At 61.3% G+C, this 14346-nt stretch carries 12 protein-coding genes and 1 pseudogene; 8 read left to right on the forward strand and 5 right to left on the reverse strand.

The genetic code is table 11. The features are described 5' to 3' along the window. Nucleotides 1-7: 7 nt before the first annotated feature. From A7317_RS14990 to A7317_RS15000, 3 genes are all read right to left on the reverse strand, one after another. Nucleotides 8-814, reverse strand: coding sequence for an ABC transporter substrate-binding protein (locus A7317_RS14990; RefSeq protein WP_069076189.1), 807 nt, complete (start codon nucleotides 812-814; stop codon nucleotides 8-10). Nucleotides 815-888: 74 nt separating this feature from the next. Then, the gene (locus tag A7317_RS14995; RefSeq protein WP_024074597.1) at nucleotides 889-1557 is read right to left on the reverse strand and encodes a GntR family transcriptional regulator; all 669 of its coding nucleotides are present in this window, start codon (nucleotides 1555-1557) and stop codon (nucleotides 889-891) included. 309 nt (nucleotides 1558-1866) lie between these two features. After that, a complete protein-coding gene (locus A7317_RS15000) occupies nucleotides 1867-4065 on the reverse strand; it encodes a TonB-dependent receptor (protein WP_069076190.1) in 2199 nt (732 codons plus the stop codon). Between the two features lie 326 nt (nucleotides 4066-4391). Between A7317_RS15000 and A7317_RS15005 the strand changes: the two genes are divergently transcribed. The 8 genes from A7317_RS15005 to A7317_RS15040 all read left to right on the forward strand — a co-directional run bounded on the left by A7317_RS15005 (nucleotide 4392) and on the right by A7317_RS15040 (nucleotide 12899). After that, a complete protein-coding gene (locus A7317_RS15005; protein WP_069076191.1) occupies nucleotides 4392-5636 on the forward strand; it encodes an MFS transporter in 1245 nt (414 codons plus the stop codon). Nucleotides 5637-5648: 12 nt separating this feature from the next. Continuing rightward, nucleotides 5649-5831, forward strand: a complete 183-nt coding sequence (locus tag A7317_RS15010; RefSeq protein ID WP_069076192.1) for a hypothetical protein — start codon at nucleotides 5649-5651, stop codon at nucleotides 5829-5831. Nucleotides 5832-5877: 46 nt separating this feature from the next. Next, complete coding sequence (locus A7317_RS15015) at nucleotides 5878-6393, forward strand: sigma-70 family RNA polymerase sigma factor (protein ID WP_024074593.1); 516 nt, start codon at nucleotides 5878-5880, stop codon at nucleotides 6391-6393. Beyond that, nucleotides 6394-7371 carry a FecR domain-containing protein gene (locus tag A7317_RS15020; RefSeq protein WP_024074592.1) on the forward strand — a complete coding sequence of 326 codons (978 nt, stop codon included), beginning with the start codon at nucleotides 6394-6396 and terminating at the stop codon, nucleotides 7369-7371. A gap of 144 nt (nucleotides 7372-7515) precedes the next feature. Continuing rightward, nucleotides 7516-9888, forward strand: coding sequence for a TonB-dependent siderophore receptor (locus A7317_RS15025; RefSeq protein WP_371128908.1), 2373 nt, complete (start codon nucleotides 7516-7518; stop codon nucleotides 9886-9888). A gap of 64 nt (nucleotides 9889-9952) precedes the next feature. Continuing rightward, on the forward strand, nucleotides 9953-11107 hold the full coding sequence (locus tag A7317_RS15030; RefSeq protein WP_069076193.1) for an ABC transporter substrate-binding protein: 1155 nt from the start codon (nucleotides 9953-9955) through the stop codon (nucleotides 11105-11107). After that, complete coding sequence (locus A7317_RS15035; RefSeq protein ID WP_024074589.1) at nucleotides 11104-12150, forward strand: FecCD family ABC transporter permease; 1047 nt, start codon at nucleotides 11104-11106, stop codon at nucleotides 12148-12150. The genes A7317_RS15030 and A7317_RS15035 overlap by 4 nt, the downstream gene beginning before the upstream one ends. Beyond that, nucleotides 12144-12899: an ABC transporter ATP-binding protein gene (locus A7317_RS15040; protein ID WP_069076194.1), complete on the forward strand. Its 756-nt coding sequence runs from the start codon at nucleotides 12144-12146 to the stop codon at nucleotides 12897-12899. Before A7317_RS15035 ends, A7317_RS15040 begins: the two co-directional genes overlap by 7 nt. A 73-nt stretch (nucleotides 12900-12972) precedes the next feature. Here A7317_RS15040 and A7317_RS31605 read toward each other — a convergent pair whose 3' ends face one another. Together A7317_RS31605 and A7317_RS31610 are read right to left on the reverse strand one after the other, a co-directional pair. Then, entirely contained in the window at nucleotides 12973-13833 is an 861-nt protein-coding gene (locus A7317_RS31605; protein WP_404940811.1) for a sensor histidine kinase, read from the reverse strand. Then, a pseudogene (locus A7317_RS31610) lies at nucleotides 13834-14322 on the reverse strand (response regulator transcription factor); the annotation flags it as partial. Nucleotides 14323-14346 lie beyond the last annotated feature (24 nt).

The raw sequence follows: 14346 nt of genomic DNA on the forward strand, positions 1-14346 counted from the left end.
GCAAACCTCAGTCGAGTGTGTCGCTGCTGACATGCCATTTGTTCAGCAATTGCCCATAGCTGCCGTCACTGCGCATATCACTGATCACCTGCTGAACGGCGGCGGTCAGTTGCGGGTCATCCTTGCGAATCCCCAGGCCGGTGAGGATGCGACTGAAAGCCGGCACGCCCTCCTGGAACAGCTCCGGCGCCATCGCCGCGTAGTAACCGGCGGTCTCCACGGTGGTGCCGTAGGCGTCGACCTGGTTGATGCGCAGCGCCTGGAATGCATCGGTGTCGGTGTTGTAGACCACCAGCTTCATCGGTGGCTTGCCGGCCTTGGTCAGGCTTTCATTCTGGGTATCGAGCAGGGTCTTGATGGTGGAGCCGTTGAGCACGGCCACTTTGTGCCCGGACAAGTCATCCAGCGCCTTGATGCCCTTGGGGTTGCCCTTGGGGACCACCACCGACTGGCTGGAATACATGTAGTTGACGATGTCGATGACCTGCCGCCGCTCAGGCTTGTCGAACAGCTGGTCGACGATCATGTCGCACTGCTGGGCGAGCAGCGCCGGGACCAGCCCGGAGAACGGAATCACCCGCCACTGCACCGGCTTGTCACCCAGGCGCTTGGCAATTTCCAGGCCCAGGTCGACGGTGAGCCCGCGCGGTTTCTGGTTTTCGTCGAAGGACACCAGGGGCGGTGAATCCATCCCCGAGCAATACGTGAGCTTATCGACTTTCTGCAGGCGCTCCGGCACCTGGGGCGCGGCAAACGCCCCTTGCGTGCAGAGACCCAGGGTTACAGCCACCAGCAAGGCGCGGCGTTTATGCATGACCAGACACTCCAGTTCGTTGAACAACGGGGGCAGGACTCAATGTCAAAACACAGTCGGGCTTGGGCCCGCTTCTATTTTTCCGATTGCAGGAATTGAATCAGCGCCGGCACGGTGCCTTCGATGTGTTCGCGCACCACCGCTTCGGCACGGGCGGCATCCCCGGCACGGATGGCATCGAGGATCACCGCGTGCTCCTGGCGTGCGCTGAGCGGTTTGTCACCGTGTTGCAACCACAACCGCATAGGCGCCTCGACCAGCGAGTACAGCGCCGAGATCTGCTTCATCAAGCGCGGACGCCCGCTGAGGCTGCAGAGCAATTCATGGAAGGCACGGTGGCGGCTGACCCACTCGGCGCTGTCGTCGCGGTAATCGTCCATCTCGTCCAGCAGGCGCTCCAGCGCCGCCAGTTGGCGTTCGCCGATACGGCTGGTGGCAACGCGCACCGCCAGGCCTTCGAGGGCGCTGCGCATTTCAAACACTTCGTGCAATTCATCGATATCCACGCCGCTGACGACCGCGCCACGGTTGGGCCGCAGGGTCACCAGGCCCTGCGCGTCCAGGCGGCGAAAAGCCTCGCGTACCGGCATGCGGCTCATCCCGAGCTCGGTGGCAATGTCCTCTGCAATCAGGCGATCACCCTTGCGATAACGGCCGTTGCAAATGGCATTGAGCAGAAAACTGTAGGCCTCCTCCTCGGCGGTGAGGGGCTGGCGGTCAACGTAAGCGGAGGCAAATTGCATCGGACAGCACCTTTTGAATTTTTGTATCCAATTATCCACGAATACAAAAAAGCAGGATGCGTGCCAATTCTTCGGTTACGCGTCAAGTGATTGATTTGGCAGAAATCGCCGGAAAACCCGCGTCAGCCTGGCGCATGGGGTCAAGGCGCGGTGCTACCAAATAGCTCAAGGGGTGCGCCGTTAATGGGCACAACTGCAAGCGCAGTAACAGTCGAGTCGCAGCAGCGGCGCCGTTGCTGCGCGTCGTGAGTCCGGGTGGGGTCGGGACCGCGGCCAACTCGCCCCGCGCGTCCCGCGTACCGGCCCCCGTCAAAAATCGACGGTAGCCGAGAGTTGCAAAGTGCGCGGATACCCTGGCGAAAATGCACCATAGGAGGCCACGCCAGACCAATACTCACGGTCGAATACGTTCTGTACCGTGGCGCGGAAAGTCGTCGGCCGCCCTTCGATTTTGGTGGCATAGCGCGCGCCTGCATCAATACGGGTCCAGGCATCCAGCGTTTGGGTGTTGGCCTGGTTGACGTACTGGCTGTCGGTATAGATCGCACCGCCGGTGAGGGTAAAACCTTCCAGCCACGGGGTGTCATATTCTGCCCATAGGTTGGCCTGGATATCCGGCACTCCCACCGGTTTATTGCCGCGGTTGGCGGCAGTGGCCGAATCCGTCAACTCACCCTCCAGGAAGGTCACACCGCCCATCAAGCGCGTGCCCGGCGCCACCTCACCGAACACGCTCAGCTCGACGCCACGGTTACGCTGTTCTGCCTGTACCGAGAACAGATTGTTAGCGCCTACCTCTCCGCTGGGCTTTTCTATCTGGAACAGTGCCAGGGTGGTCATGAAGGTAGCGTGCTCGTACTTCACGCCAATCTCGTGCTGCTTGGACTTATAGGGTGCGAAGGTTTCCCCGGAGTTGTCCGCCGTGCCTGGGGCAATGTCGCCTTTGCTCAAGCCTTCCACGTAGTTGTAGTAGAAAGACACATCGTCCCACGGTTTGACCACCACGCCGACCAAAGGCGTAGTGGCATTGTCTTTATAGCGGGAGCTGACGGCGCCGGCAGCATTGTAGTTGCGCGACTCGATGTATTGTCGGCGCACGCCCAAGGTCAGTTGGAAGCGATCATCCAGAAAGCCCAGGGTGTCGGTCAGCGCCACGCCGGACAACTCCGACTCGGAGATGCGCAGCACCTTCGGGGTGCTGATGTACTGCTTGGGTGTGTCCACCGGATGGTAAATATTCGAGCGAATGTCCGTGCCGTTAGTGATGCCCCGCGAGAGTTCATCCTGGTAACGGGTGGCCATCAACGTGGTGATATGGGTCACCGGGCCCGTGGCAAACAGCCCGCGGATCCCCATATCCGCGGTGGAACGATCAACATTGAATTTGTAGTAGCCAGGTATATTACTGGTGTCGCCGGCATCATTGAGGATACGTGGCACCTGGTCGGACATGCGTTTCACATCCGAGCGCCCCCCACCCGCATGGGCGAACACCGTGAGTGAATCGCTCAAGTCATATTCACCGCCCAGCAAAGCCGACTGCTCCTTGGTGTCTGACCAACCCCACTTTTGCGGCAGGCTTGTACGGCCGTCTGGGGCCGAAGGCACCTGCACACCGGGTGCGACGGTGAAGGGGCGCGAGGCGCCTTCAAAGCTCTCTTTCTGGCTGATGTAGTCGAGATTCAGGCGCAACCGCTCACCGCGGTAATCCAGGGCAATCGCACCGATCCCTACGTCGCGACTCTGGTTGTCAACGGCCGTATCCCCGCCTTGAAGGCTGCCGTTGAAACGTACGCCAAACTGGTTTTCTTCACCAAACCGGCGACTGATATCCAAGTGCCCGCCCACTTGGGAGTCCGAGGCGTAACTGCCGGTAAAACGAGTCAGGTCCTCCTCCAGCGGCCGCTTAGGCACGATATTGATGACACCACCAACCCCACTGTTGGGGGAGATGCCATACATCAAGGCGCCCGGCCCCTTGAGCACTTCGATGCGCTCGGCGTATTCGGTAAACGCCCGATAGTTAGGCGCTACGCCATAAACGCCGTCGTAGGCCAGTTCACCCAAGTTGCCTTCGCCGATGGCAAAGCCGCGAATGAAGAACGAGTCGACGATCCCGCCTGTCTGCCCCGTCGAGCGCACCGAGGGGTCGCGCTCCAGGGCATCGGCAGCGGTCACGGTTTGCAGGTCAGCGAGGGTTTTGGCGGTGTAGCTGGTGACGTTGAAAGGCGTGTCCATCACGTCTTTGTTACCCATCATGCCCAGGCGTGCACCACGCGCCACCTGCCCGCCGGCGAGCACCTCGGGCAACGCTGTCGGGCCGTTGTAGCGGCCGTCGATCGTGGTGGTGTCGAGGGTCAGGGGGGGCGTATCGGCCTCCGTGGCGACAGGCGCTTGCGTCTCAGCCCAGGCATTGGCGCCCGCGGCGACCATGACGAAATTCAACAGGGCGGTCCGAATGGCAAGGGTTAACACGCGTTCACCGCTGGGTCGACTGACAACAGGCATGACAAGAGGATCCTTTCAACGAGGGAAATAGGAATTACTCTTAATGCCAGTCGACATGGGAAAAAGTATCATCCCGACCTGTTTTTTTTGAAAACCCAGCGAACGCAGCCTGCTGATCCGCAATGTTGGCGATAGCCGAACATGCGCTCCGCTACTGCAAGAGCGCGGTTACACCTGACAACCGCCTGTGCGGCCTGGCATCCTCCTCGCGGTACATGTCGACGCTATCGCGCCGCTGCACATGCATTGGATGCAGGACGCCAACTACCGTTGACAACCCCCCCTGACTAACCCGTTCGCAGCTGTTCAACCACCGAGGCCGTCTCATGTCCCAAACCGGTGTTATCCAGGGTTCGAGTGTGAGAATCCTCATTTATCTTCTGTTCGCGATCCAACTGGTCTCCATGGGCGCGATGGAAATGAGCGGGCCGTTCTGGCCCGTGCACCTGCGTGGGCTGGCCTCTTCGGAGTCGGTGTTCAGCTTCGCCAGCATCGCCGTGTACGTCGGGCCGATGCTGGGCATCATGGTGACCAGTGCGTTCTGGGGGCGTATCGGTGATCGACACGGGCATAAATTGATGATGATCCGCGCACTCGCAGGGTTGTCCTTGACCCAGCTCGGGTTGGCGTTTTCCACTGATATCTGGGTCATCTTGGTCCTGCGTTTCCTGCAAGGTGCGTTTGCCGGCTATATCGCCCCTGCGCAAGCGTATGGGGTCAGTATCGAAGCGCCGTCACGGCGGGCCCGGCTGTTTGCGATTTTGCAGATATCGACAAATGTCGGCTCATTGCTGGGCGCGGTCGTTGGCGGCTTGATCCTCGATTACGCGACGTTCTTCTGGATCAATATCGTCGCCTCTGCACTCTGTGCCGTGTGTACCCTGATAGCCGCCGTGACCTTGCCGAACGTTCCCCCAGTGCCCAAAAAACCGGCGGCGACTTCCGCCCCGCCTGCCTCGGGCACCAGCAGGGTATGGCGCGACTTTCCGCAGTTGTCTCTGCTGTGCGTCATGGGGATTCTGCTGCTGGCGCGCATGCTGCCCCAGACCTCGTTCTCGCTGTATGTCAGCGCGACATTCGAGGTCAGTCACTCAGTGGTTGGCCTGTGCTATGGCCTGCTGGCACTGGGCTTCATCCTCTCGGCGAGCGCCTGGTCGCGCTACTTTGAGCACCGGTCTCAAGCACAAACGCTGCAGCGCATCACCTACATCGTCGTCGGTTGTATCGGGTTAACCGCCGTGGCGGGATTTACGCGCAATCCCGGCATATTTGTCGTCGCCTACTTTGTTTGGGGGGTACTGCTGGGCGCGACCACCCCCGTGCTGATGGCGTTGATCTCGAAAACCGCCGACAGCTCGCGCCAAGGCTACGTATTGGGTATCGCCCAAAGTACCGCGCAATTCGCTTCGATTGCCGGCATCTCCATCGGTGGCTTGCTCAACCAGGTCTACGGCCTGCAATACACCTATCTTTTCGTGTGCCTGGCCTATGCGGTAGCGCTGATGCCGATGCTGGCGTTGCGGTACAGATCGGCGGCCACGCGCTCCAGCCTTGTTGCAGACAGCAACTGAACAAGGAACTGCATGCGTGCCGACACACCCGCTGTCGAACACCTGATCCATTTCAACAACACCGGCGCGGCGCTGATGCGTGACGCTTCACACTACAGCACCGAAGCTGAAATCGATGGGTTGATTGACGCCTTGACGCGCCTGCCATGCGCCGGATTGACCGAAGATGATCGCGCTTGCGTTCCAGTCGCTTAGTCAACTAGCATTGGGAATACTTCTCAATAACATAAAACCTGCCGCCATGAGCGAAACCCTCTCCGCCAACCACCCCAACCGTCTGCGCGCAATCGAGGCCCTGTACAGCGGGCACCACGGCTGGCTGTATGCCACGCTGAAGAGAAAGCTGGGTAACGCCATGGATGCGGCGGATTTGGCGCAGGACACCTTCACCCGGATCCTGGCATCACAGGTCACGGTGATTGACCAGCCACGGGCGTACTTGAGCTGCGTGGCCAAGGGTATCCTGATCAACTGGTACCAGCGCAAGGCACTGGAACGCGCCTACCTGGAGGCACTGGCGAATGTGCCCGCCCACGAAGCGCCGTCGCCCGAGACGCACTTTCTGGTGCTGGAAACCCTGCACGAAATCGACGCCATGCTCGATACCCTGGCGCCGCAGGTCAAACGCGCATTCCTGCTGTCGCAGATCAACGGCCTCAAGTACGACGACATCGCCGAGCAACTGGGTGTATCGCTGATCACCGTCAAGCGCTACATGAAACAGGCTTTCGTACAATGCCTGATGCTGGTGGAGTGAATGCTCGGTCTGCGCAAGGAGCCGCCGCTGGACCCGCAGGTACTCGAAGAAGCCGCCGAGTGGCTGATGCGCTTGAGCGAGCGCGAACTGACGGACCACGAACGCGCCGAATGGGAACGCTGGAAGATCAGCACCCCCGAGCGTAACCGCGCGTGGTCACGGGCAACATTGCTGCAGAGCAAGTTCGGCGGTTTACCACCCTCCCTGGCGATGTCGGCCCTCGATCGACCGAACAGCCCGGAACGCCGCGCCCTGCTGGGCAAACTGGCGCTCCTGTTGGCGGTGGTGCCGGTGAGTTGGGGCGGTTGGAAGCTGGCACAATCGCAGCAATGGTCAGCGGGCTACCGCACCGATGTTGGCCAGCGTCGCGAACTTACCCTGGCCGATGGTTCGCACCTCACCCTGAACACCGATACCGCCATCGACGTCGTGTTCGACGACCGCCAACGGCTTATTCACTTGCGCGAAGGCGAAATCCTGGTGCAAACCGCGGTCGACACGCCCCCCCTGCCCCGGCCGTTCCTGATCAGCACCCGCCAAGGCCGCATGCAAGCCCTGGGCACGCGCTTTACTGTACGTGAGTCAAGCCCGCGCACTCACCTGGCGGTACTCGATGGCGCGGTAAAAGTGACGCTGGCCGATAACAGCCAGGCGGCCCCGCTGATCGTCAATGCCGGGCAGCGTACCGACTTTTCCGCGCAGACGTTTGGTTCGCTGACGCAGGCTGACCGCTACGCCGGTTCATGGGCCCAAGGCATGTTGATGGCCGACAGGATGCGCCTGGCCGACTTCGTCGCTGAACTGGCGCGCTACCGCCGAGGCTTCATACGCTGCGATCCGGCCATTGCCGACCTGCGCGTTTCCGGCGCTTTCCCGATCAGCGATACCGATCGCACCTTGAATATGCTGGTGCAGACTTACCCCGTGCTGGTGACCGGGCATTTGCGCGGTTATTGGGTGACCTTGTCTCCCGCCTGACCGTGCGCAAAATAAACGGTGGCCGGGTGATACTTTTTCCACTCTCGGCTGGCAAAGGTAGGAACAGCCTTTTTCTCTTGTCCTTTGGGTCATCCTTTCATGCTCGTAGCACGGCCCCTGCGTCCGGCCCGTCCGTTCAAACCCATGGTCCACGGCGCAGTACTCAGCGTGCTGCTGGCCTGGTCCGTGTGCGCGCTGGCTTCAGCGGCGGTGCCGGTGCAATTGGATTCGGTCGCGGTGCGTGCTTACCACATTGCCCCAGGCCCGCTCGGTGCAACGCTCTCGAACTTTGCCGTGGACGCCGGCATTGCCCTGTCATTCGAACCGTCGATCACGCAAGGCCTGACCAGCCCTGAGCTGAGCGGCACCTATTCGACACAGGCAGCCGTCACCCGCCTGCTGGACGGCAGTGGCCTGGCGATGGTGTTGCGCAGCGACGGCAGCTACACCCTGGTCCAACGCACGGTCACGTTGTCGGCCACCACCGTGACGGCCCCGGAAAAACCCGGCAGCAGCAGCCTGCCACCCGTGTACTCGGGTGGCCAGGTGGCCACCGGCGGGCGCCTCGGCTTACTCGGCAATACGGACGTGATGGACGCCCCCTTCAGCGTCAGCACCTATACCGCAGCCCTGATAAAGGACCAGCAAGCAACAACCGTGGGTGATGTGCTCGAACGCGACTCCTCGGTTCGCGCTACCGGCCAGGCAGGCGGGATTGTCGACTCCTTCTTCATCCGTGGTTTTCCAGTGGGCGAAGGCAACCTCGGCGAACTCGCGTTCGATGGGGTGTACGGCGTGGCCTCCAATTACCGCGTATTTACCGACTACGCCGAGCGCATCGAGGTGGTCAAGGGCCCCGGCGCCCTGCTCTACGGCATGTCGCCCAACAGCGCTGTCGGCGGCGTCATCAACGTAGTGCCCAAGCGTTCCCTGGACGAGGACCTGACGCGAGTGACCGCCAGTTACGCCCAGGACTTTCAACTCGGCACTCACCTCGACGTGAGCCGGCGGTTTGGCGAAGATCGGCGATTCGGGGTGCGCGTCAATGGGCGTCTACAAGCAGGTGATACCGCGATCGATGAGCAATCGCGGGATGTCGGGGTCGGTGCCATCGCCTTGGATTACCAGGGTGATCGCCTGCGTACCACCTTGGACCTGATCACCCAAAAGGAACAATTCGACGCGGCCTCACGCCCGTTCCTGATTGCAGACGGTGTGCCGATTCCCCCTGCCGCCAACGGGCGTACCAACGTGAGCCAGGCGTGGGGCTGGTCGAAAACCCTGGATGAATCGGCACTGCTGGGCGGCGAATATGACCTCAGCGACGCACTGACCCTGTTCGGCCATGCCGGCGGTGGGAAGTCTGATGTGGCACGCCTGTCCGACCAGACCCCGACCATCATCAACAGCGCCGGCGACACCTCGTCGACGCCCGGCTACTACAAGTTCAAGGTACGACGCTACACGGTCGACGTCGGTGCCCGACTGCGTTTCGACACTGGGCCGATCAGCCACAGCAGCACGCTGCAAGTCACCCGCTACCGCGATGAATTGTCGCGCGGCATCATTTCCAGCACGCCCATCCTGTCGAACATTTACCAGCCGATCGAGCGCCCCAAGGTTGACATCGCAACGCCAGCGACGCCGAAAGTCTCGGCAACCGAATTGTCCGGGGTAGCTGTTGCCGACACCTTGTCGATACTCGACCAACGCGTCCAAGTCACTGCGGGCCTGCGCAAGCAGAGCATTCGCTCCAACAACTACAACACCGCCGGCGCCGTAACCACCGCTTACGACGACGGCAAGACTACGCCGCTGTTCGGGCTGGTTGTACGGCCCTGGGAGCGGGTGTCGTTCTATTACAACTACCTCGAAGGCTTGAGCAAGGGCGATATCGCCCCGGCCACGGCCTCGAACGCAGGCCAGGTCTTTGCCCCCTACGTCTCACGCCAGCATGAAGTCGGGGTCAAACTCGACTACGGCACGGTCATGTCCACCCTTGCGTTGTTCCAGATTACGAAACCTAGCGGCGAGCTGTCAGGCGGTGCCTTTTCGGTCCAAGGCGAACAGCGCAATCGTGGACTGGAACTGAATGTCTCCGGCGAGGCCGGCCCAGGTACGCGCCTGCTCGGCGGCGTGACCCTGCTGGACGCACAACTGACCGAAACAGGCGTGGCGGCCAACAGAGGCAACAAGCCGATTGGCGTGCCCAATGTCCAGGCCAACCTCTGGGCCGAATGGGATGTGCCGCAGGTCGAGGGGCTGACGCTGACCAGCGGAGCCTTGTACACCGCCAGCCAATACGTGGACCAGGCCAACACGCAGGCGCTGGATCCGTGGACACGCTTCGACGTCGGTGCGCGCTACAGCACCCGCATCGCCCAGCGCCCGACGATATTGCGCGTCACCGTCCAGAACGTGTTCGACCGCGAGTATTGGTCGGGCGTGGCCTCCTATGGCGCGTTCTCTCAAGGTTCACCACGTACCGTTCTACTGTCGACCTCGGTCGATTTCTGAAACCTTCGGTGCCGTTCGGCAAGTTGAATCGCCCCCCGGCCCGGCCACAGCAAAGGCTCTAACCATGGGTACCATTGTTCGACGCAGCTACGCCATTGCCGCGCTGCTATTCGCTGGATTGGCAGGCTGGTCACTGGCTTCAACAGCGGCCGAGCCGGATACAGCGCGCAGCACCGTCACCGATTTGCTCGGGCGCGAGATCAAGGTGCACCTGCCGGTCAGGCGAGTCATTCTCGGTGAGGGCCGCCAGTTGTACCTGGTCGCCGCGTTGGATACGCAAAACCCCATTGAACGTATCGTCGGCTGGCGCAAGGATTTGATCCAGTCCGACCCTGACACCTATGGCGCTTATCTGCGTAAGTTTCCCGCCATCGCCAAAATCCCCACGTTTGGCGGTTTCGAAGAGGGTACCTTCGACATCGAGCAGGCCATCTCCCTGCATCCCGATGTGATCATCCTCAACATCGAGGCCCAGCACGCCACCGAGGATGCCCGCTACATCGAGAAACTCGACGCCTTGGGGATTCCCGTGGTGTACGTCGACTTTCGCAACCACCCCATGCAGAACACCGAGCCCACCATGCGCCTGTTCGGCCAGCTATTTGGCAAAGAAGCGCGCGCCGAAGCGTTCATCGATTTTCGCAACCAGCAGATCCGCCGCGTCACCGACGTCATCAAAGCGCAGCACCCTTCGCGCCCGCGCGTGTTCATCGAGCGCATAGGCGGCTACACCGAAGATTGTTGCCTGAGTTTCGGCAATGAAAACTTTGGTCTTTTCGTCGACATGGCCGGCGGTGACAACATTGCCAGGAACATCATCCCCAGCACCTTCGGCCAGTTGAACCCCGAGCAGGTGATCGTCGCCAACCCGCAACACGTGGTGGTCACCAGCGCGAATTGGGAAGCCTTTGCTCCCGGTGGCCGTTGGGTCGGTGTCGGCCCCGGCGCCGACATGGCACAAGCCCGGCGCAAGCTGGCGTGGTATACCCAGCGTCCGGCCTATGCCGGGATCAAGGCGCAGGATGACCAGGCATTCCACGCCATCTGGCATCAGTTCTACAACAGCCCTTATCAATTTGTGGCCATCCAGCAATTGGCCAAATGGTTTCATCCGACACTGTTTACCGACCTGGACCCTGACGCTTCGTTTCGCGAGTTGCACGAGCGATTCCTGCCAGTGCCCTATGAGCCGGGTTACTTCGTGAGCCTCAAGCCATGACGGCGGTGATCCAGCGCGACACCTACAGGCGCCTGGTCCTGCGCAAACGCCTGATCCTCGGCGCCCTGGCCCTGCTGTTGATGGGCAGCGTGCTACTCGACCTGGCGCTGGGCCCGGCGAGCTACAGCTTCAGCGACGTCCTGGGCGCGCTGATCGCGCCGGACAGTGCCCCCGCGCAGATTCGCGTAGTGATGTGGGATATCCGCCTGCCGATCGCCCTGATGGCGGTGGCGGTGGGCGCGGCGTTGTCATTGGCCGGGGCCCAGATGCAGACCATCCTCAACAACCCGCTGGCCAGCCCCTTCACCCTGGGCATTTCTGCCGCCGCCAGTTTTGGCGCGGCCATGGGGCTGGCGTTTGGTGTGGCACTGTTTCCATTGGCCGCGCAGTACATGGTGCCGCTGAACGCGTTCATCATGGCCATGCTCTCGGCGTTGCTGATTCACTTCCTGAGCATGCGTCGCGGGGTCACCGCGGAAACCATCGTGCTGCTGGGTATCGCCCTCGTGTTCACGTTTAACGCGTTATTGGCCCTGGTGCAGTTTTTCGCCACCGAACAAGCCGTGGCAGCCGTGGTGTTCTGGACCATGGGCAGCTTGACCAAAGCCACCTGGCCGAAACTTGGGGTGATCTGCCTGGTGATCGTGATCACCCTGCCGATCTTTGCCAAACGCGCCTGGGCCCTGACCGCGCTGCGACTGGGCGACGATAAGGCCGCCAGTTTCGGGATCAACGTACGCAGCCTGCGCTTTCAAACGTTGATCATGGTCAGCCTGCTCGCCTCGTTCCCCGTGGCCTTTGTTGGCACCATCGGCTTTATCGGGCTGGTCGGCCCGCATATTGCGCGGATGTTGATCGGCGAGGATCAGCGCTTCTTCCTGCCGGCCTCACTGCTGACCGGCGCACTGATTCTGTCCGCCAGTTCGGTGGTGAGCAAAACCCTGATCCCGGGCGCGATCTTCCCGATCGGGGTCGTCACGTCATTGATCGGCGTGCCGTTCTTCATATCTCTGATCCTCAGCGGGAAGAAAAACGCATGGTGAAGATTCAGTTGCAAGACCTGGGTGCCCGCTATGGCCAGCGCACGATTATCCGTGGCGTTACCACTGCCGCGTTCACCGGCGGCCAGGTAGTCGCGGTGGTGGGGCCCAATGCGGCGGGCAAGTCCACCCTGTTCAAACGCATGGCCGGGCTGATCGACGGGCCTGGCCAGGTGATCCTGCAGGACTCGAAAAAGGGCCAGCAAGGCATCTGCTACATGCCCCAGGGCTTGAATGCCAGTGCGCGGTTGACGGTCTACGAATCGGTGCTCCTGGCCCGCAAGCAACTGTCGCCGCAATGGACCGTCCACGATGACGAGCTGAAGCGGGTGGACGAGATGCTCGACGCCCTTGGCATCAGCGACTTGTCCTTTCAAAACCTGGGCGAACTCAGTGGGGGCCAACAGCAACTGGTGTCCATCGCCCAGACATTGGTGCGCGAACCGGAAATCCTGTTGATGGACGAACCCACCAGCGCCCTCGATATGCATCGCCAGGTGCAAGTGCTGAAATTCATGGGCGCCTTGACCCGTAAACAGCAGGTCATTGTGTTTATCGCCCTGCATGACCTGAACCAGGCTTTGCACTTTGCCGATCAGGTATTGGTGATTGCCGACGGCACCGCCCAGGGCAGCGGCGCGAGTCATGAGGTGATCACCGAACGCATGCTGCGCGAGGTGTACCAGGTTGAAGCGCGGATCGAGCAGTGCAGTCGGGGACAACGACATATTTTGATCGACGGTATTACGTGAAGGCGTACCCAACGCAAGCCACGGGTTCAGCCACGCACCTATCATCGACCAGCCAGATGCGCCGATTCAGTGTTCATCCCTTATTCTGCTGGGCATCAAGGGGGACATCGAGGATGAAGGTTGCGCCTTGTCCAGCCCCGTCGCTGCGCACGGTCAAGCTGCCACCCATTTCCTGCGCAGCGAGCGCGCAGCTGTGCAGGCCGAAACCGTGACCGTCCTGGCGCGTCGTGAAGCCATGGGAAAAGATGCGCACCAGATGCTCTGGCGTAATCCCGTTGCCGTTATCGGCCACCGTGATACGCAATACTGGCCCGTGCGCAACAGAGGCGTTGAACGTGATGGCCGGGCTGCGATCGATCACGCCGTCCAACGCCTGCTTGGCATTCCTGATCAGGTTCATCAGGATCAGCAGCACCCGGTGCCGGTCCAGCGACAGCAGGGGCAAGTCGGCAATCTCCTTGACCACCGTCACCTCCTGACGCCCCCGTGGTCCGGCACTCATGCGCAAGGCGTCATCGATTAATTCCGAGATCGCTATTGTCTCGACGACACTGACGGCAACGGCATAGGACTGCTGGGCTGCGACAATGGTTTTGATGTGGTCAATGCCCTTGGTGAGTTGCCCGAGTTCTTCGATGATGCCCTGTTGCTCTGCCGTCACCACTGTCGCCAGCTTGAGCAGGTAGTCGGGCAGCATCTTCCCTTTGTTGTCTCGGGTGAGGAAATCGCTCAGGTCATGGACGTGTTCGTTCATCAGCTGAGCCACCTTGCCCAGGCCCTGGGCTTTGGAGTTGCGCATCTGGCCGCTGACCAGCTCTGCCGATACGTTCACGCTGTTGAGGACATTGCCGACGTTGTGCAGCACCGTAGTGGCAATTTCGGCCATGCCCGCCTGACGGGATTTTGCGTTCAGTTCGGCTTGCACCTGGCTCATGCGCAGGGCCGCGCGTACGCGAGCCTTGAGCTCCAGCGGCGAGAAGGGTTTGGCGATATAGTCATCGGCGCCACTCTCCAGCCCGGAGACGCAGGCCTCGCTGCCGCCGCGGGCGGTCAACAGGATCACGGGCAGATGAGCGAAGCCGGCGCTGGCTTTGATTCTGGCGGTCAGGCCAAAGCCGTCGAGCTTGGGCATCATCACGTCCGAGAGAACGACATCGATGGGTCGACGCTGCAGTATTGCCCAGGCCTGTTCTCCATCGGCTGCGGTGGCGACAATGTAGTCGTCGCGCAAAAGTTCGTTGAGGTAGCTGAGCATTTCCGGGTTGTCGTCGACCACCAGTACTTTGGATCGCAAGGCGTGTTCCGGGTGGGGCTCGTCGTCTGCGACTTGCGTCGACGCCGGGTCGCCGCGACTGCCTTGGCGGCCGTCGTCGAAACGCAGGTAGCGCTGCTCGGTGGTGCTCGGTGCTGACCGCTCGTGCATCCTATTGCTGGCGTCGATCGGCAC

The organism is Pseudomonas fluorescens, assembly GCF_001708445.1.
GTDB classification, from domain to species: domain Bacteria; phylum Pseudomonadota; class Gammaproteobacteria; order Pseudomonadales; family Pseudomonadaceae; genus Aquipseudomonas; species Aquipseudomonas gorinensis.